Raw genomic sequence first — 19228 nt, 5'->3', positions numbered from 1 at the left:
GTCAGCCGTCAGCCGTCAGCCGTCAGCCGTCAGCCGTCAGCCGTCAGCCGTCAGTTTGAAAGCTGATGGCTCGTTGAACCATCGCGCGAAATAAATTTCACGCCTACGGTACTCCTTTACTCTTTCCCCTTGTAACTCGCTAACTTGTTTTAAATCTGCTAGCTTAGCAAGTTCTTATTCTTAAAAGGATTTAACAAGTCGTATGAAGTCAGAAAAGTTTTTTAAATGGGTGTGGAATGTTAACGGCCTAATTTTACTTATGGGCTTAATCATTGGAGCTGCAGCAATAGGGTATAATTTTGTTGCTTACTTACTAAAGTCCGATAACCATGTTCAGCAACAAACACTAAACTTAGCTGAAGATGAAAAGCAGCAAGAAAAGTGGAAACTGGGTTACCCCCGTAAGGTCGAGGGGAGTGATTTTTACTTTATCCCGTTGGAATCAGAAAAACTGGATATCGAGGTTAAAGCTGATGTAACAGTTTACAATAATTTTAGCGGTGGTTATAAATACAGACCTACGCGCTCAAAGAACATCTTGTTTCTTAATGACAAAACCAATCACGCCAAGTGGCTATTTAAAACAACGGATCAGTTGATCATAGAGTTTGGTGCTTTAAGCCATTACGAAGAGTTTGATACTCGAGTTTACAATGAGCAAAAAGCCAATGCTCCTAAGGCCGTTTCTTACGAAGTTATCAAAAACGATACCAACAACGACAAACTGCTCGATGGCAAAGATAAGCGCACCTTCGCGCTAAGCAAGATTGATGGCTCAAACTACAGCGAAGTTATTTCAGGTTACAACCGCATTGTAGAGTCTAACCTCAACGCTGAGGGCAATTTATTCGTTGTATTTATCAACAACGATGAAGTTTACTCTATGCTGGTAGACTTAGATACATTTGAAGTGATTAGTAAAAGCATGTTGCCGAAGGTAGGGGAGTGAAATTGATGTTAGGTATCAGATATCAGAAGAATGATCTGACATCTGAAGACTAACTACGCGGGGTAAACCAGCTGCTACTTAAAAGCTTGCGACTTTACTCTTGTAACTCGCTAGGTTGTTTTAAATCTGATAGCTGAAAGCTCTGAGTGTGTTGGTTTTCACTCCGTTCTAACCAACGTCACGTAGGTCGTCATTTATGGCGAAACATGTTTTATCACTCATACGTGGCGGGCTAAAGCCCGACTTATAGCCGCATAAATTGAGAGAATCGCGCGAAATAAATTTCACGCCTACAGTACTCCTTTACTCTTTCCCCTTGTAGCTCGCTAATTTTTTTAAATCTGACTGCTCTGAGTGTGTTGGGTTTCGCTCCGTTCTAACCAACGTCAGGTAGGTCGTCATTTATGGCGACAAATTATCTTTTCATTAACGGGCTAAAGCCCGACCTACAAGAGTATGGATTGCGGCCATCGCGCGAAATAAATTTCACGCCTACGGTACTCCTTTACTCTCTTCTTGTAACTCGCCAGCTTTTTTAAACCTGACAGCTCTGAGTGTGTTGGGTTTCGCTACGCTCTAGCCAACCTACGAACTCCTTTACTCTTTCCCCTTGTAACTCGCTAACTTGTTTTAAATCTGATAGCTGACAGCTGTTTTCAAGCTTTACAATTTTCCGCCTCATGGGTTAACTGTTTGAGTGCGATGATTTGGCCTTGTTTGTTCTGGTCTAGGGCGAGTAGGTCACCTTGGTGAATATGAGTATCTAGGGTGCCGTGTTTTTGTAGCTCTTCAAGGAGTGATTGTTTAATTTGTACTATGACATTTTGCTCGCAGTCGGCGATATACCAGTCGTTATCAACACTGACTAGACGGCCGGTGAAGCTGGTGCGGGCTTGGTGATTGGCTAATGCTTGTTGGTAGTTAGCATCTAGGTTTTGTTTTTGTTGTTTAAGATTACTCACATAGCTGCCTTTGGCGTCGAGTTCGTGTACTTCAAGCCATTGATAATCTGATAAATCCACGGCGTAAACATCGGTTAATTCACGGTTGTTGTATTGCAGCATGACAAAACCAAGAATCGCTAAAGCAGCAAAAACTCCGGTCATTTGCAGTCCTAAAAAGCGCTGTGGTCTTGGCGTTGCTGAGAGTGGTTTTTGCATGTGTGAAAGCTCATCGCTGCTTAAGCTGTGTTCTGCCTTACGTTTTTGAAAATGTGCTTTTAAATCAGTATCGAATTGCTCGTCGTTACGCTTCATGGAGGCCTCCTAGTTGTTGTTTCAGGTTTTGACGGGCATATCGCAGCCGAGTTTTAATGGTCTCTGGGTTACTTTGTGTGATAGCTACAATATCATCTAGACTAAAGCCTTCATGTTGTAAGGTCAGCGCTTCACGTTGTACAAAGCTAAGCGCCATTAGTGCTTTATCAAAGGCTTCGTAGTTGTAGTGATAACTCTCATTCTGAGATTCGGTAAATAGCTGGTTGTCTTCTAATTCAACGAACTTTTGCTGCTTACGAAATTCATCAATTAATAAATTACGAGCTAAGCGAAAAAGCCACGCTTTTGGGTTGTTTTGATCATTGTAAAAGTTGCGTTTATCAATAACTTTTAACCAGGTTTGCTGGCATATATCAAGGGCAAGATCTTTATCACTTTGTGTAACTAGATAGTGATAAAGATCGTTCCCGTATTGAGCAACGAGTTGGTTAAGGTAACGGTTGTCGCCCGTTTTGGCATACTGCGCCAAACAATCTGTGTTTGGCTTGTCAAATAACCATGTCTTGATGCTCATTAGCATAGGCAGTTATCCATCTATTTTAAAATCAAGTTGAACGCTTTGGTTTGTTTGCAATTGTGCCACACCTTCAACAACTTTAGGGCGATATTTCCAACGTTTAATGGCGCGAATTGCTTCACGGTCAAATACCCGTTTAGGCTCAGCATCAATAATAACAGGATCAATCACTTCACCAGTCGGTGAAATACTAAAGCTAATTTGCACCCAACCTTCAATGCCATCGCGAGCTGCTACCGGAGGGTACTTAGGGTTAATACGCACAATTGGCGTTGCATCTCCTGTTGGTTGATTAATAGTTTTGCTCAGTGTGTCGCCAATGTTATCGAATGTCATTGTTGGTGTTAAATCAGCTACCACAACTGTATCGGTCGTATCAATCGTTGGGCGCGGTGGTATTTTTGGTGGCATTTTAGCAACTGGCGGTGGCGGCAGTGTTTGCTTTACTTGCACTTTTGAGTCTTCCGGTACTTCATAAATTTCAACCGTGATGTCTGGGCCTGTTTTTACATCGGCTCTTTGCTCAGTAGAAATTAAGTACTGCATAAATGCAAATGCTGCAAAGGTCATGACACCACCACCAATAATTGCTGCGGTTGTCTTTAAAGCAGCATTGCTGTTATTCAAGCTTGCTGAGTTTAGTGGTAAAGTATGCATAGCCGTTCCTCTTTGGATAATTGCTTTCATAGCTAAAACGGCTGGCAAATAAAAAAGGGGTGAAATTTTTTTCACTTTTTATTTTTCACAAGTTTTTTAGGTTGTTATGAAACTTATTCAAATAGATAAAGCCCGTTACCGTAAACATTTAAACCAAGTAATTATTGCTTGTGTAATTGCTTTAGCCGTTGGCAGTTTAGCCATTTCACAAACATTAATTGTGTTATTTCCTGATCCAAGCGGTAGCCATTTTCATTGGAACCTATTAGGTGTTGTTGTGTGTAGTTTGCTGGTGGGCTTTGTGCTTAATAAGTACCGCAATCATGATTACATGACTGAAATTGTCTATGTGTGGGAGCTTAAAAAAGCGCTGAATAAAATCACCCGTAAAATGCCAAAGTTAAAAGCAGCAGGGCGTGAGGGCAATGCCGATGCTTTATTAGCAATTCAATACAGTTATGCGGGGTCACGTTTGTTATGGCAGCTTGATGACAACACTATTACCATGGATGAGTTGGCAATTAAGCAGGCTGAGCTTGATAGTGTTGCGCAGCAGTACAATTTAACTTTAGATGTTGATAAGTATGACGAAAAGATACTAAATCAATACTAAATAGTTGTCTTTGTACCTATTTTGCTTTATTTTTTGTTGCGTCAAAATTTTAAAGATTGTGAACAATGAAAAAAATAACACATACAGTTGTCTCGTTGCTGCTACTAGGCCCCACTTTTGCTAGCGCTAATGATATTAGTTTTTCGATTGGTGGTGGCTATCCGTACTTTGTAATACCTGAAGTATCTGTTGCTAGTGCTGACTTAAGCCAGCGTTGGTATGGCAATTATAAGATAGGCCTTGATGATGGTTTTGCTGCGGGTTTTGAGCAAGCTATAAGTGATAATAATAAACATGCAATCGGCTTGCTGGTTGGCGCATTAGGAAACAGAGAAGTAGATACTCAGTGCGATGAATCTCAAAATAGCGATGAACTTACAGCAGCATTTGCCAACGCAATTGGTTGTGCACTCGCTGAAGCGTTTGATGAAGAAACCACTAATGGTATTGGGCTTAGTTACAGCTATAATTTCAGTGGCTTAAACCAAGACGGTTGGCGATTGAGGTTTGAATTAGGGTACGGTGAAGCCTCAAGCGATGATAATAAACGTGTTGATGGTGGTATCAACTTGAGTTATGAGTTTTAAGCAATTTTTTGAAGCAAATAATAAAGGTGGTTCATTTAATGAAGAAGATTTTGATTGTTTGCTTAGGCAATATTTGCCGCTCACCCACAGCTGAAGCGGTGCTTCGTAGTCGAGCAAAGTCATTAGGTATGAATGTCAAAGTTGATTCTGCTGGCACCATTGGTTATCACCAAGGTAATCCACCAGATCCTCGCTCAAAAGCAGCAGCCGAAAAGCGCGGCTATAGTTTTAAAGGAATTTATTCGCGACCTGTGACTCAAGCTGATTTTTATGAGTTTGATTTAATCCTCGCAGCGGACAAGCAAAATCTTGCTGATTTAAAAGCCCAGTGTCCAGAGCACTTACAATATAAGCTGTCGCTATTTTTAAGTCATGGTGACGCAGGGGAAAGCGAGATCCCTGATCCCTACTATGGTGGCGATCAAGGCTTCGAAAAAGTACTCGATTTAATTGAGAACGCAGCAGATAAACTACTTAACAAGATATGATAGGGTCGCACTGCGACCCTGTTATTTAGTTGTTGATTTTAAAATCTAATTGCACCCGAGAAGTCGCAGCAATAGCTTGACCATTTTCAAACTTAGGGGCATAACGCCACTGTTTTACTGCTTTAACAGCTTCTCTTTCAAATGCAGAGCCACCCTCAGAGCCAACCACAGTTATGTTGTCTACAAAGCCTGACGGGGTTACTTCAAACTCCATTACGACACTGCCATCTTCCATACGTTGAACTTTTGATTTTGGATATTTAGGATGTACGCGGTATAACGGCTCTTGTTCTTGGCTTTCTTTCCACGGCACCATTTTCGCAATCGCTAAACAATGTTTAGTTGCTTCGTCGCTTTTACCTGTTTTTTCGTATAAGTGAACTAGCTTTGAATGGGCGTTTAATTCGGTTTGATGATCAAAGTCTAGCTCTTGATCAAATACGCTTACCACGTGATTTAAACGCTCAATGGCGGTGCTGTATTTACGTTGATTTTCTGCAAATGCGGCAACTAAAAAGTCAGCGCTAATACGATCGACAGCGTTATTGGGTAAATTCTCTTGATAGTAATCATCGGCTTCTTCAAGATATTTCTTTGCTGTGTAATAGCGCTCACCAGTGCCTTTATATGCAAGGATACGAGCGGCGGTCATTTTTGCATCTGCAACAAGCTTGGCGGAGTTTTGTTTTTCAGCAATGGCAATGACATCATCTAAATACGTATCTGCACGCTTAGCTGAAGGTGTTGATTCTGCCATGCCGATTAATGAGTCATACACTTGTGCACTGAGTTTACCGTGATTTTGTTCTAGTATTTCGTAGGCTGTACGATATAACTCAAAGCGTTGCTCTTGCTCGCTTTTATCTAGGCTGTTTGCATAGTTAATAGCAAGGTTCGCAGTGTTGTCGGCGCTTTCGCCATAAACTTTTTTGCCTAGTTCAAACGCTTTTTTTGCAAGCTCACTACTGTCTTGCTGATTTTTTACAGCGGCGACATAAGCGCGGTAGGTGTCGTTAAACTCTTGTGTGGTCGTTTCATTAGCCATGCTTTGCTGGCTAAATAAAAGTGCCATGCATAAGGCAAGCGAGCTCTTTTTCATAATATTCCTTATTATATTGCCCTGAGATAGAGAAGGGAATTAATACTAGTTGATGATAATCATTATCATCATTAGGTGCAAGGTAGCAAGTTACACTCGCTGTGTCACTGTTGAATATTAAGATACATAGTATGTTTTTATTAACAATTTGAACAAGGTCTGACTGTTTATCGAGATTAAACTAATCTATTTTTTCGAATATTTTGAATGTGATTTTTTAAAACGCATTACAATTCAATTAGGTAGCTGTATGACGGCGAGTTTTCAAGTGTTTGATGAGCGCCACTAAAGCGAGGCGCAAAGCTCGTATCTTGGGGTGGTTTGAGTGTATAATACTTGAATTGCTGGTAACTGCCTCAATATTAGTTATCACTCGTCGTATGTTGCATCCTTACAACCTCAAGCTGTTGTAATCACATTTGCAGTATCGCATTTATTTTTTAATTTGGATTTGTCGTGGCGCAAGTAAGAGCAAGAGTCCAGCTGAATGTTGGCAAAAACAGTGATATCCCTGCAGAAATCGTATCTTTTAGTGGCTTAAATGATGGCCAAGAACATGTCGCTTTAGTGTTTAATCAAGCCGACACAGAGCAAGATGTTCCTTTAATTCGAATGCATTCAGAGTGTTTAACGGGCGATGTATTTCACTCTTCACGTTGTGATTGTGGTGAGCAATTAAATGAGTGTATCGAGATGATGCACCAGCAAGGTGGTATTTTACTGTATTTACGCCAAGAAGGCCGTGGTATTGGCTTATACAATAAGATTGATGCTTACGTATTACAGTCGCAAGGTATGAATACGTACGAAGCAAATAACCATTTGGGTTTTGCTGATGATTTACGTGATTTTTCAGACGCTGTATTAATGCTCGAAGCATTGAATCAAAAGCATGTTAAGTTAATGACTAACAACCCAAATAAGCTCAAAGCACTGCGTGATGCGGGTATTGAAGTTGATTCAGTGGTTGGCACTCATGCGCACATTAAAGCGGGTGTGGTAGGTAACCGAGCTTACCTTGAAACGAAAATCAAACATGGCTCGCACATGCTTGATATTAAAAAAATTAAAAAGCCTGAGTAAATTTCACAACAGGTGACTATAAACAAGCGGCGCACCCAGTTATACTCGGTGCGTTTTGTCGTTATTGAATGAGAAACTATGTCGATCGAAGTACGTATTTTTAAAGCTGATGCGGGCGTTAAATGGTTTAAAGCTGGGTGGGAAATCTTTAAGCTGCAACCTTTGACTTTTATTTTAATGCATCTGCTAATCGTGATAATTAGCTTTTTGGCATTGCTGCTACCTTTACTGCAAGTTGTTGGTGCATTTGTGACGCCATTTTTGATGGCAGGTTTTTATCAAGCTGTGCTAACAAAGCAGCAAGGCGGGACTATCAGCCAAGCTGATATTTTTAAGCCATTTAGTAATAAAGGAAACCGTATAGGTTTAGTGCGCGTTGCCGTGTATCAGATGGCGGCAGGTATTTTATTAGCCTTATTGTCTAATTTCATTTTTGCAGATGCCTACGCAGTTATTTCGAGTCAAACTTTCGACCCACAAAACCAAACACATATTGCCGATTTATTAGCAACCATTTCAATGGGGCAAGTTGCGGTATTTCTATTGGCGATCTGTGTGTATTTAACTGCTTTTGCCTATGCAGTGCCTTTGGTTTATTTTCAAAAGCAAAGCAATATGTTTCAGGTTTTAAAAACCTCATTCATGGTGTTTTACCATAATATGGCCCCACTTGGTGTTTATGGCCTAATTTGCGCTGTTTTAATGGTGATCTGTATTCCTTTATCGTTTATTCCACTATTGGTTTTAATGCCAATTTGTTACATTAGCTTCTTCGTGTCTTTTCAGGCCATTTTTATGCCAGTTGTGCCAAAAGGTGATGACCAAACAAAAGCACCTGAAGCACAGTCACAATCAGGACGCTTTGACGCGTAATGGATGATAAAGAACAAAAGTTAAAGAATTACGTACTTTGGTTATTGTCCCGACAAGATTATTCGCGTCGGGATTTAACGCGAAAGTTACAGCAAAAAGAGGCGACACCTGAGTTTACAGAGCGCTTGTTAGATTGGTGTGAATCACACAACTTTATTAACGAACAGCGCTATTGCGAAGGGTTTGTACGCCGCCATTTAGCTAAGTATCATGGTGTAAAACGCATTCAGAGCGAAGCAATGGCAAAAGGGATAGATCGAGCACTACTAGACAAGACGCTCGAGGAGTTCGAAATCGATTGGTTTGAACTCGCAAAGGACGCATATTTAAAGAAGTTTTCAAATTCAGGTAAAGAACTCGACCAGAAAGAAAGAGCGAAACGTGTACGCTACTTGATGTATCGAGGCTTTAATTACGAACAAATTGATTTTGCAATGCAAGCACAGCAATAAACGGGTGAGATTTTCACATGCAGCATATGACTACCGCACAGATCAGGCAACAGTTCTTAGACTTTTTTGCCTCTAAACAACACCAAATTGTTCCTTCAAGCTCGCTGATCCCGGGTAACGATGCCACGTTATTATTCAATAACGCCGGTATGGTGCAATTTAAAGATGTATTTTTAGGTGCGGAAAGCCGCCCTTATTCACGTGCAACCAGCTCTCAACGTTGTGTACGCGCAGGTGGTAAACATAACGACCTTGAAAACGTAGGCTACACTGCACGTCACCATACATTCTTTGAAATGCTAGGTAACTTTAGCTTTGGTGATTACTTCAAGCAAGACGCAATCAAGTTTGCGTGGGAGTTTTTAACTGATGTTGTAAAACTACCGCAAGAAAAGCTCCTTGTTACTATTTATCATGATGATGAAGAAGCCTTCAACATTTGGCATAAAGAAGTGGGTCTAAGTGAAGATCGTATTATTCGCATTGCAACCAGCGATAACTTCTGGTCAATGGGTGATACAGGTCCTTGTGGTCCATGTTCTGAAATCTTTTACGATCACGGTGAAGAAATTTGGGGTGGTCCTCCAGGTTCACCTGAAGAAGACGGTGACCGTTTCATCGAGATCTGGAACCTAGTATTTATGCAGTATAACCGCCATGCCGACGGTACAATGGAGCCGCTTCCTAAGCAGTCTGTTGATACAGGTATGGGTCTTGAGCGTATCTCTGCAATTTTACAAGGCGTGCACTCAAACTACGAAATCGATTTATTCCAAGCTCTTATTGCTGCTGCGGCTAAAGTAACAAACGCACAAGATTTAGATGATAAATCGTTACGCGTTGTGGCAGACCACATTCGTTCGTGTGCGTTTTTAGTGTCTGACGGCGTTATGCCATCAAACGAAGGCCGTGGTTATGTATTACGTCGTATCATTCGTCGTGCTGTTCGTCACGGTAACAAGCTAGGCGCAAAAGGTGCTTTCTTCTACAAGCTAGTTGCTGCGCTAATTGAGCAAATGGGTCAAGCGTACCCAGAGCTTGCTAAGCAACAGGAAATTATTGAAAAAGTACTGCGTATTGAAGAAGAGCAGTTTGGTAAAACACTTGAGCGTGGTCTGGCTATTTTAGAAGAAAGCCTAACTGACATCGAAGGCGATGTGATCCCAGGTGACTTAGTATTCAAACTTTACGATACTTACGGTTTCCCAGCTGACTTAACGGCAGACGTGGCGCGTGAGCGTTTCATGACGATTGATGAGCACGGCTTCCAAGAGTGTATGGCTGTTCAGCGTAAGCAAGCACAGCAAGCGGGTAAGTTTGGTGCTGATTACAACCAACAACTTAAGTCTGAAAAACACACAGACTTTAAAGGTTACGATGCAGAACATTACACCGGTACTGTGGTTGAACTTTTCTCTGAAGGTCAATCGGTTTCTGTACTTGAAGATGGTCAAGAAGGTATCGCAATCTTAGACCGTACACCGTTCTACGCTGAATCAGGTGGTCAGGTTGGTGACACGGGTGTGTTAAAAGTTGCTGGTGGTGAGTTTGTAGTGACTAACACCACAAAACTTGGTAATGCATTTGCACACCATGGTCGTGTACAAGGTCGTATTGGTACAAACGATAAAGCAGAGGCAACAATTGATGCGGCACGTCGCGATAGCATCAAGAAAAACCACACTGCAACGCATATCTTACATGAAACGTTACGCCAAATTTTAGGTGAGCACGTAAATCAAAAAGGTTCACTTGTTGACCCAGAGCGTTTACGTTTTGACTTCTCTCACTTTGAAGCGGTAACAAAAGACGAATTACGCCAAATCGAGCGCGCAGTAAACGATGAAATCCGTCGTAACTTTGCGCTTGAAACTGAGCTAATGGCTATCGAAGATGCTAAAGCAAAAGGTGCGATGGCATTATTCGGTGAAAAATACGATGACGAAGTGCGCGTAGTAACCATTGGTGATTACTCAATCGAGCTATGTGGTGGTACTCACGTTAAGCGTGCAGGTGATATCGGTTTATTTAAAATCGTATCAGAAAGCGGTATCGCGGCCGGTATCCGCCGTATTGAAGCGGTAACAGGTGCTGAAGCGGTTGCTTATGTAAGTGAGCAAGAGCAACAACTAAACGATGTTGCAGCACTAGTTAAAGGTGATAGCAGCACAGTACTTGAAAAAGTAACTGCGTTACTTGAGAAATCAAAAGGCCTTGAGAAGCAAATTGCACAGCTTAACGACAAGCTAGCAAGTGCGGCAGGTGCATCGTTACTTGACTCTGTTGTTGAAGTGAACGGTATTAAGCTACTGGTTGCTGATGTTGCAGGTACTGAGTCTAAAGCACTACGCGGCATGGTTGATGACCTGAAAACGAAGATTGGCTCAGGTGTTATTGCCCTTGGTGTTGCTAATGGCGACAAAGTAAGCCTAATTGCCGGTGTAACTAAAGACCTAACAGGTAAAGTGAAAGCCGGTGAGCTTGTAAATCACATGGCTGCACAAGTAGGCGGTAAGGGCGGTGGTCGTCCTGATATGGCGCAAGCAGGTGGTACTCAGCCAGAGAACCTAGCTGCAGCCTTAGAAAGTGTAACAGCTTGGTTAACTGAGCGTTCTTAATCACTAGTGGCACTTATCGTCCAAAAATTCGGTGGCACCTCAGTTGGCTCAATAGAGCGAATTGAGGCCGTCGCCGACCTTGTTGTAAAAACCAAACAACAAGGCCATCAAGTTGTGGTGGTGCTCTCGGCGATGTCGGGAGAAACTAACCGTCTGATTGAACTCGCTAAACAAATCGATTCTCGACCCAGTGCTCGTGAGCTTGATGTATTGCTAACCACCGGTGAGCAAGTGTCGGTCTCTTTACTCGCTATGGCTATTATTAAACGTGGTCACTCAGCGGTAAGCTTACTTGCTGATCAGGTCAACATTCGCACCGATAACATGTTTGGTAAAGCGCGGATTGAAGAGATTGCGGCGACTCGTCTAAAGCATGAACTTGAACATAACCGGATTGCTATAATAGCGGGCTTTCAGGGCCGCGATATTGAAGGCAATATCACCACGCTTGGTCGCGGTGGTACTGATACCTCTGCGGTTGAGATTGCAGGCGCTATCAATGCCGATGAATGTCAAATTTACACCGATGTTGATGGGGTATACACCACCGACCCACGTATTGAGCCTAATGCGCGACGTATGAGCCATGTCACCTTCGAAGAAATGCTCGAAATGGCTAGTCTTGGGGCTAAGGTACTGCATATTCGTAGTGTCGAAGCCGCAGGAAAATATAATATACCGCTCAGAGTGTTATCGAGTTTTAACCCGGATCAAGGGACCTTGATCAGTTTTGAGGAGCCGGATGTGCAAGCAAACATTGTGTCGGGTATCGCCTTTAATCGTGACGAAAGCTTGATTTACGTCAATGGCGTACACCAAGGAACGGAAAACCTTGCAAAAATTTTGAAACTTTTTGCAGAATTTGGCATCGAAATAGATATGATTAACCAAGTTAATCATAACTTTGAAAAAATAGACTATGCTTTTACTGTGCACACGAATGATTTTGAGCAAGCCCTTGAAATTTTGACCAGTAACCAAGATGGTATCAGCGCAGAATCTATTAAAGGGATCAGCAATGTTGCCAAGGTGTCTGCAGTAGGTGTAGGGATGAAATCTCACTCTGGTGTGGCAAGTTTATTTTTTAATGCCCTTGCCGATGAAAACATCAAAGTGATGCTTGTATCGACATCAGAAATAAAGATATCAGTTTTAATTGACGAAAAGTATTTAGAACTGGCTGTACGTGCGCTACACAAAGTTTTTTTAACCGAAAATGAATAAGATCTAGAGTTTTTACTTACTTTTAAGTCTAGATTTCATTAGAATGTTTTTGACGCGGAATCTTTTAATTTTTTGGAACATGGGAGCAAGAGAATGCTAATACTAACTCGTAGAGTAGGTGAAACCCTAATGATCGGTGACGAAGTAACAGTTACTGTTCTTGGTGTTAAAGGAAATCAAGTTCGCATTGGTGTAAACGCACCGAAAGATGTATCTGTACATCGTGAAGAAATCTACATGCGAATTCAAGCAGAGAAATCTAACCCAAATCCGGGCAACGTTTAATCAGCGACAGATATTTTAAGAGCCACTCACTGAGTGGCTCTTTTATTTAGTTCGGCTGTCATTTCATCATTTAGCGCTTGTTTAGAAATATATTGCATACCGCGCTGTGCCTTTAAAATATAACCTCGCTCAGTTTCAATAATCTCACTAATCTGTTGCCAGCTTAATTGGTAGCTTTTATGCGGGTTTTCGGCTTTCACCCCATCATCATCAAATACGATAGTCACTTCGCTGCCTGATGCACGGCTCATCATTTGTCTTGCGACCCACCATGGGCGCTTGTAATAAAACGATAAGCACTCAACGACGGCAAGCATAATCATAAAGCTACCAAGGTAATGATTCTCTAATTGATAAAACGCCAATAAGCCTAAGGTTATTAACAATATCAACAGCGGGTATTTAGGCTTGGCTTGAGATGAATAAGGCAAAGACTCATCAAAGCATTCGTAATAATACGGTTTATCTAATGTGTAAGTTGTACTTAATGTCATTCGTGGGCTCACTTAATTTGCTGACAGCAGTTTAACATTGATAGAAAAAATCTGCCGTAGTTGGTTTTCATTTAGTTGTCATTGTGAGAGCTTAAGGTATGTGTATTTTAAAGGTGTAAGTTGTATGTTTGTTAGTTCAATGTCATTAGCACTTGCAATGACCACAAATACTTTTTTAGTTATGGGCGATATGCCATACACCCCGATTGATGAAATTAATCTCGCCAAAGGCGGAAAAATTACCAAGGCAATCGAAGCAACACCTCATGGCTTTTTAATACATCTTGGTGATATGAAATCCGGGGCGCTTGCTTGCACGAACAAGCTTTTGCAAACAAATAAAGCGTTATTGACGTCGTCGACCAAACAGCCTTTTATTTATACCCCCGGTGATAATGAATGGACCGATTGCGACCGAGAAAAGCTATCGGTGCGTTTTGATGAACTTGAACGGCTAAGCTTTGTTAAAGGCTTGATGTTCGACGAGGCTTATACACAAAAAGCGAAGCAATTACAGGGTTATGCCACACAAGCTGAAATGCTAGAGAATGCCCGTTGGCAGTTTGATGGTATTGAGTTTCGTACTTTGCATATACCGGGCACTTTTAATGGCCGCTCGCAAATTTTAAAAAGTGACAAAAACGCAGCACTTGATGCCGCTGACAAACGTGATAAGTACAACTTAATTTGGTTAAAACAAGCACTTGTTCAACAAGATGCTAAGGCCTATGTGTTTGGCTTTCAGGCTGATATTTACCACCCAAGCAGTAAACCCGCCTGTAGTGAATCACAGCGCTCTAATTGTGATGCATTTAAACTATACCGAGATGCCATCAGCGACTTCGCAAAGCACACCAATAAGCCTGTACTTGTAATGCATGGTGATACCGGCCCATATTGTCAGCAGCCGTTAGCGAGTAACTTAACGCGTTTAAATGTCCCCGGAGATTTTGCCGCTAGCGATGTAGCTAAGGTGACTTTTATTGATGGTCAGTGGCATATAGCGAGTGTAACGACAAACGAGCCCCTCACTAAGGTTTGTGAGTGATAACGTTGGGTAGAACGGAGACGCACTCAGAGCCATCAGCTTTCAGCCGTCAGCTATCAGATTAAAACCCAACAAGTTAGCGAGTTTGAGGCTCACGTAGGCGTGAAATTTATTTCGCGCGATTTTCTCAATTAAAGCGGCTGTAGGTCGGGCTTTAGCCCGTCAAGTATGAGTGATAAAACATGTGTCGCCATAAATGACGACCTACGTGACGTAGGTTAGAGCGGAGCTGAACCCAACAAGTTATCGAGTTTGAGGCTCACGTAGGCGTGAAATTTATTTCGCGCGGTGGTTTATAAAGTCATCAGACTTTAAACCCAAGTTAAGACTTGTAGGAGGCGTTTTAACGCCGAAAAACTCACGCTATAGCCAAAAGTTCACGGTTAAAACCATTCCTACGATTATCTCAGATCTCATGCATCATTTAAAAAACAAAAAAGCGGCACTTGGCCGCTTTTCTTAAGTAAGGTGAGTGATTAGCAGTTAGTTTCTTCTGCGTTAACACCTTCTTTTACTTCTTCACATGCATCTTCAACTGCATTTTGTGTATCAGTAATTGCTTCGTCAATACGCTCACCTGCGTCTTCAGCAGAGTTGTCTTCACAACCCATGATGAAAAGACCTGAAAATAGGGCGATAGTTGCGGCTTTTAAAGTTGAATTTTTCATAATGAAATTCCTTGTAAATTTAAAAATAAAGTAAGTGGTTATCTGCTTTTAACTACTTAGGGACGCTGCCTCTAAGTGCTCCTGATACCAGCGAAATAACAAGTAATACTAAAAATATAAAAAAGATAATCTTAGCGATGCCTGCAGCGGCTCCTGCGATACCGCCAAAACCTAACACTGCTGCGATTAACGCGATAACTAGAAAAGTAATTGTCCAGCGTAACATAGTGGTCTCCTTGGCTATTTAAATTTTCTTAAGTTCGATGTAACTGAAGCGAGTTCTATGCCAGAAGTTTTAATTTATATATTTCAATGGCTTGTGTGTTTTTGTTGTTCTTTAGATAGCTCATCATTTGGTAACTTTTACGAGTAAGCATGTAACTTATTCATAGTGATATTTTTTCATATTGAGATGAATGAGGAAAAAGAGAATTGCCGTTATTATTGGTAAGACCAATTTAACTTTATTTTGAGTGGATAGCTCTAACACCTTGTTGTGCGTGGTTTTTAGCCATTTTGTTGCTATTAATTAATAGTTCAGCATATAACGACTGGCTATATTGATTATTTATATCATCTATAGCGGGGCTTTAAATGCATAAATAGTGGGGTGTTAATTATATGTACGTCATGTTATTTTAAATTTAATTGGTTTTACCAATTTACAATGGTGCTATACAAATGAATTTCGTTTGTTATTATTGGTGCATAATTATTTAACAAAAATAACTTTTTATTTTAAGTAAGCGAGGGGAGTCGTATGGATATAGGTGGATTACTCACCACTGCGGCCAGTTTGATGGTGACAGGCATGGTAGGCGTGTTTGTTTTTCTGACTATTTTGATTTCAGCAGTCACTTTAATGTCAAAGCTGGTGGGTCGATTTGATGATCCTGCAACTGCAGAACCTACGCGTACAGCAAAAATTCAACCTCAACAGGGTGTGCCACAGGCACATATTGCAGCAATCAGCGCTGCAATTGCTCAATTTCGAAATAAACAAAAATAACGGGGCAGCTTAAACATGGCTAAATTAAAACTAACCGAACTAGTATTGCGCGACGCACACCAGTCTCTTTTGGCAACGCGTATGCGCTTAGACGACATGCTACCCATGGCAGAAAAACTCGATAATGCGGGTTATTGGTCAATTGAATCATGGGGGGGTGCGACGTTTGACTCGTGTATCCGTTATTTAGGTGAAGATCCTTGGCAACGTATTCGCGAGCTAAAAGCGGCAATGCCAAACACTAAGCAGCAAATGCTACTGCGTGGACAAAATCTTTTAGGCTACCGTCATTATGCTGATGATGTAGTCGAAAAGTTTGTTGAGCGTGCCCACAAAAACGGTGTTGATGTTTTCCGCATTTTCGATGCGATGAACGATGTGCGTAACCTTGAAACTGCCATTAAAGCTGCTGTTAAAGTAGGTGCTCATGCCCAAGGTACTATTTCGTACACAGTAAGCCCAGTCCATACGCTTGATATGTGGCTTGAGCTTGCAAAACAACTAGAAGATCTTGGTTGTCATTCAATTTGTATCAAAGATATGGCAGGTTTATTAAAGCCTTATGATTGTGAACAGTTGATCAAAGGTTTAAAAGAAACTGTGTCTATTCCTATTGCGATGCAATGCCACGCAACCACAGGTTTAAGCACTGCAACTTACCAAAAAGCGATCGATGCAGGTATCGATATGCTTGATACGGCTATTTCGTCAATGAGTATGACCTATGGTCATAGCGCCACAGAAACCATCGTTTCAATTGTAGAAGGCACTGAGCGAGACACAGGCCTTGATTTAAACCAATTAGAAGAAATTGCTGCTTACTTCCGTGACGTACGCAAGAAATATGCTGCATTTGAAGGCAGCCTTAAAGGCGTTGATGGACGTATCTTATTAGCGCAAGTGCCGGGCGGCATGTTAACTAATATGGAAAATCAGCTTAAAGAGCAAGGTGCTGCTGACAAACTTGATCAAGTATTACTCGAGATCCCGCGTGTTCGCGAAGACTTAGGTTACATTCCACTCGTTACACCAACCTCGCAAATTGTTGGTACTCAAGCGGTACTTAATGTGTTGACTGGCGAGCGATATAAAACCATCACGAAAGAAACTGCGGGTGTGCTTAAAGGCGAGTATGGTGCAACACCAGCGCCAATGAATAAAGAGCTGCAAGAACGTGTACTAGATGGCGCTGAAGCAATCACTTGCCGTCCTGCTGATAAGCTTGAGCCTGAACTTGAGAAGCTTGAAGCAGAGTTATTAAGTGAAGCTAAAGAGCAAGGTTTAGAGCTTGCTGATGACGTGATTGATGATGTACTTACTTACGCATTATTCCCTCAAATTGGCCTTAAGTTTATTAAAAACCGTAACAACCCTGATGCGTTTGAAGCAATTCCAACGGGTGAAGTTGCTAAGTCTGAAAGTAAACCAGCCGCTTCAAGTCCTGCAAAAGCAGAGCAATACAGCGTTAAAGTTGACGGTAAAGTTTACGATGTCGTTGTAGCGCAAGGTGGTGAACTAAAAGAAGTAACTCTAAAAGACAGTGAGTTAATTCCTCAATCTGCCTCAGCGTCTGTTAGCGAAACCTTAAACGCGCCGTTAGCAGGCAATATTTTCAAAGTGAAAGTAAAAGCTGGCCAAACAGTAAATGAAGGTGATGTGGTTATCATAATGGAAGCAATGAAAATGGAAACAGAAGTTCGCGCCGCACACTCAGGTACAATAGCTGAAGTATTAGTAGCAGAGGGCGACTCTGTTGCCACTGGCGATGCGCTAATCGCGCTAGCATAGGAGACAGAGGATGGATGGTGTTTTAAACCTCTGGCATGCGACAGGTATTGCTAATTTTACCTTTCCTGCATTAATAATGATTGCGGTAGGTTGCGGGTTATTATATCTCGCAATCGCCCGTAAATTTGAGCCATTATTGTTATTACCTATCGGCTTTGGGGCTATTTTAACTAATATTCCTGTAGCCGGGTTATCTGAACCGGGTGGTTTGCTTTATTACGTGTACGATATCGGGATTGATTCTGGGGTGTTCCCACTTTTGATCTTTATGGGCGTGGGGGCGCTTACAGACTTTAGTGCCTTGATAGCAAATCCGCGTATGTTGCTGTTAGGCGCGGCTGCGCAGTTTGGTATTTTTGCTACTTTATTTGGTGCAATTCTACTTAACTTTATTCCTGGTTTTGAGTTTACACTTCAAGATGCATCGGCCATTGCCATTATTGGTGGAGCAGATGGTCCAACAGCTATTTTCTTAGCATCTAAGCTAGCACCTGATTTACTGGGGGCGATTGCTGTAGCGGCTTATTCTTATATGGCGCTAGTGCCAATTATTCAGCCGCCAATTATGCGTGCATTAACAACGCAAGAAGAGCGCGAAATTCAAATGCCGCAACTTCGTACAGTATCGAAAAAAGAGAAAATTGTTTTTCCATTAATGGTGCTTAGTTTAACTATCTTGTTTTTACCTGCGGCAACACCGCTGGTAGGTATGTTCTGCCTAGGTAACTTGATGCGTGAATCGGGCGTGGTTGATCGTTTAAGCAATAGTGCACAAAACGAAATCATCAACATTACCACCATTTTCTTAGGCTTAGCGGTAGGCTCAAAGCTTGCGGCAGATAAGTTCTTAACCGTAGAAACAATCGGTATTTTGGTGTTAGGTGCATTGGCCTTTGCAATTGGTACAGCGTCAGGGGTGTTTATGGCAAAAGGTCTGAATAAGATCTCTAAATCGCCAATCAACCCATTAGTAGGCGCAGCAGGTGTGTCAGCGGTACCAATGGCAGCACGGGTGGTTAATAAGGTAGGCCTTGAGAGCAACCCGCATAACTTCTTGTTAATGCATGCTATGGGACCAAACGTTGCAGGGGTATTAGGAAGTGCCGTTGCAGCAGGTATTTTGTTAGCGATTGTTGGCTAAGTCGATTTACTTCCAACCGACTGGCGCAGTAATTTTACTGCGCTTTTTTTTGCCTATAGACTAGGGTCACCCTAAAGAAATTGTAGTTAAATGATAGTTGTGTAAGGAAGCCGCCATGAATGTTTTTATTATCTTATTATGCCTTTTTGTTGCCTTGGTTATCCTGATACCGCTACTTGAAAAGTATCAGTCTAGAATGGGGCTTGATGGCGCGACAAAGTATGCAAAGTACATTTGGCCACTGGTGATGATTTCGCTGATTATTCAACTTATCTATGTTCTTTTAAGGTAATAGTTGTATTAAACCGCAGTGCCATCAGTACTCATTTTAGTAAAGTCTATAATAGTTTTAGCCGGG

General features: G+C 41.7%; 21 protein-coding genes. 14 read left to right on the top strand and 7 right to left on the bottom strand.

The features are described 5' to 3' along the window. Positions 1–202: 202 nt before the first annotated feature. Positions 203–949: a hypothetical protein gene (locus ISP07_RS18845; RefSeq protein ID WP_138601875.1), complete on the top strand. Its 747-nt coding sequence runs from the start codon at positions 203–205 to the stop codon at positions 947–949. Positions 950–1605: 656 nt separating this feature from the next. Here ISP07_RS18845 and ISP07_RS18840 read toward each other — a convergent pair. Genes ISP07_RS18840 through ISP07_RS18830 form a run of 3 tightly spaced genes read right to left on the bottom strand, consistent with a single transcriptional unit; the run spans position 1606 to position 3400 of the window. Then, on the bottom strand, positions 1606–2205 hold the full coding sequence (locus tag ISP07_RS18840; RefSeq protein ID WP_209328547.1) for a hypothetical protein: 600 nt from the start codon (positions 2203–2205) through the stop codon (positions 1606–1608). After that, the gene (locus ISP07_RS18835) at positions 2195–2746 is read right to left on the bottom strand and encodes an RNA polymerase sigma factor (RefSeq protein ID WP_209328546.1); all 552 of its coding nucleotides are present in this window, start codon (positions 2744–2746) and stop codon (positions 2195–2197) included. Before ISP07_RS18835 ends, ISP07_RS18840 begins: the two co-directional genes overlap by 11 nt. A 6-nt stretch (positions 2747–2752) precedes the next feature. Next, positions 2753–3400, bottom strand: coding sequence for an energy transducer TonB (locus ISP07_RS18830; protein WP_209328545.1), 648 nt, complete (start codon positions 3398–3400; stop codon positions 2753–2755). A 106-nt stretch (positions 3401–3506) separates the two neighbouring features. Between ISP07_RS18830 and ISP07_RS18825 the strand changes: the two genes are divergently transcribed. From ISP07_RS18825 to ISP07_RS18815, 3 genes are all read left to right on the top strand, one after another. Next, complete coding sequence (locus ISP07_RS18825) at positions 3507–4013, top strand: DUF3087 domain-containing protein (protein WP_209328544.1); 507 nt, start codon at positions 3507–3509, stop codon at positions 4011–4013. Between the two features lie 65 nt (positions 4014–4078). Further along, positions 4079–4600: a hypothetical protein gene (locus ISP07_RS18820; RefSeq protein ID WP_209328543.1), complete on the top strand. Its 522-nt coding sequence runs from the start codon at positions 4079–4081 to the stop codon at positions 4598–4600. Positions 4601–4638: 38 nt separating this feature from the next. After that, a complete protein-coding gene (locus ISP07_RS18815) occupies positions 4639–5088 on the top strand; it encodes a low molecular weight protein-tyrosine-phosphatase (RefSeq protein WP_209328542.1) in 450 nt (149 codons plus the stop codon). A 25-nt stretch (positions 5089–5113) separates the two neighbouring features. On the opposite strand, the gene ISP07_RS18810 is transcribed toward ISP07_RS18815, so the two are convergent. Then, positions 5114–6187 (bottom strand): energy transducer TonB, encoded by a 1074-nt coding sequence (locus ISP07_RS18810; protein ID WP_054551276.1) that lies wholly within the window; start codon positions 6185–6187, stop codon positions 5114–5116. A 456-nt stretch (positions 6188–6643) separates the two neighbouring features. Here ISP07_RS18810 and ISP07_RS18805 point away from each other — a divergent pair, with 456 nt between their 5' ends. The 6 genes from ISP07_RS18805 to csrA all read left to right on the top strand — a co-directional run bounded on the left by ISP07_RS18805 (position 6644) and on the right by csrA (position 12722). Beyond that, positions 6644–7270 (top strand): GTP cyclohydrolase II, encoded by a 627-nt coding sequence (locus ISP07_RS18805; protein ID WP_054551277.1) that lies wholly within the window; start codon positions 6644–6646, stop codon positions 7268–7270. A gap of 78 nt (positions 7271–7348) precedes the next feature. Continuing rightward, entirely contained in the window at positions 7349–8143 is a 795-nt protein-coding gene (locus ISP07_RS18800; protein WP_166339830.1) for a BPSS1780 family membrane protein, read from the top strand. After that, on the top strand, positions 8143–8595 hold the full coding sequence (locus tag ISP07_RS18795; RefSeq protein WP_138601891.1) for a regulatory protein RecX: 453 nt from the start codon (positions 8143–8145) through the stop codon (positions 8593–8595). The genes ISP07_RS18800 and ISP07_RS18795 overlap by 1 nt, the downstream gene beginning before the upstream one ends. Positions 8596–8612: 17 nt before the next feature. Further along, positions 8613–11213 carry an alanine--tRNA ligase gene (gene alaS / locus ISP07_RS18790; RefSeq protein ID WP_209328541.1) on the top strand — a complete coding sequence of 867 codons (2601 nt, stop codon included), beginning with the start codon at positions 8613–8615 and terminating at the stop codon, positions 11211–11213. Between the two features lie 6 nt (positions 11214–11219). Further along, positions 11220–12437: an aspartate kinase gene (locus tag ISP07_RS18785; RefSeq protein ID WP_054551281.1), complete on the top strand. Its 1218-nt coding sequence runs from the start codon at positions 11220–11222 to the stop codon at positions 12435–12437. Between the two features lie 93 nt (positions 12438–12530). Beyond that, the gene (gene csrA / locus ISP07_RS18780) at positions 12531–12722 is read left to right on the top strand and encodes a carbon storage regulator CsrA (RefSeq protein WP_036970495.1); all 192 of its coding nucleotides are present in this window, start codon (positions 12531–12533) and stop codon (positions 12720–12722) included. A gap of 26 nt (positions 12723–12748) precedes the next feature. Here csrA and ISP07_RS18775 read toward each other — a convergent pair whose 3' ends face one another. Beyond that, positions 12749–13216 (bottom strand): YcxB family protein, encoded by a 468-nt coding sequence (locus ISP07_RS18775; RefSeq protein ID WP_054551282.1) that lies wholly within the window; start codon positions 13214–13216, stop codon positions 12749–12751. Positions 13217–13340: 124 nt separating this feature from the next. Here ISP07_RS18775 and ISP07_RS18770 point away from each other — a divergent pair, with 124 nt between their 5' ends. Beyond that, on the top strand, positions 13341–14264 hold the full coding sequence (locus ISP07_RS18770) for a hypothetical protein (RefSeq protein ID WP_209328540.1): 924 nt from the start codon (positions 13341–13343) through the stop codon (positions 14262–14264). A 476-nt stretch (positions 14265–14740) separates the two neighbouring features. Here ISP07_RS18770 and ISP07_RS18765 read toward each other — a convergent pair whose 3' ends face one another. Both ISP07_RS18765 and ISP07_RS18760 read right to left on the bottom strand, forming a co-directional pair. Then, on the bottom strand, positions 14741–14932 hold the full coding sequence (locus ISP07_RS18765; protein WP_054551284.1) for a hypothetical protein: 192 nt from the start codon (positions 14930–14932) through the stop codon (positions 14741–14743). 52 nt (positions 14933–14984) lie between these two features. Then, the gene (locus ISP07_RS18760; RefSeq protein ID WP_064971747.1) at positions 14985–15158 is read right to left on the bottom strand and encodes a DUF1328 domain-containing protein; all 174 of its coding nucleotides are present in this window, start codon (positions 15156–15158) and stop codon (positions 14985–14987) included. Positions 15159–15692: 534 nt separating this feature from the next. Here ISP07_RS18760 and ISP07_RS18755 point away from each other — a divergent pair. From ISP07_RS18755 to ISP07_RS18745, 3 genes are read left to right on the top strand one after another with little or no spacing between them, the layout of a single operon-like run. Continuing rightward, on the top strand, positions 15693–15941 hold the full coding sequence (locus tag ISP07_RS18755) for an OadG family protein (RefSeq protein ID WP_209328539.1): 249 nt from the start codon (positions 15693–15695) through the stop codon (positions 15939–15941). A 15-nt stretch (positions 15942–15956) separates the two neighbouring features. Continuing rightward, entirely contained in the window at positions 15957–17729 is a 1773-nt protein-coding gene (oadA, locus tag ISP07_RS18750; RefSeq protein ID WP_054551286.1) for a sodium-extruding oxaloacetate decarboxylase subunit alpha, read from the top strand. Positions 17730–17739: 10 nt separating this feature from the next. Further along, a complete protein-coding gene (locus ISP07_RS18745; RefSeq protein ID WP_054551287.1) occupies positions 17740–18870 on the top strand; it encodes a sodium ion-translocating decarboxylase subunit beta in 1131 nt (376 codons plus the stop codon). Positions 18871–19228 lie beyond the last annotated feature (358 nt).

Origin of the sequence: Pseudoalteromonas sp. PA2MD11 (assembly GCF_017808125.1) — a bacterium.
Lineage (GTDB): Bacteria > Pseudomonadota > Gammaproteobacteria > Enterobacterales > Alteromonadaceae > Pseudoalteromonas > Pseudoalteromonas simplex.
The sequence above is the reverse complement of the archived record's forward strand: the minus strand, read 5'-3'. Positions and strand labels throughout refer to the sequence as shown.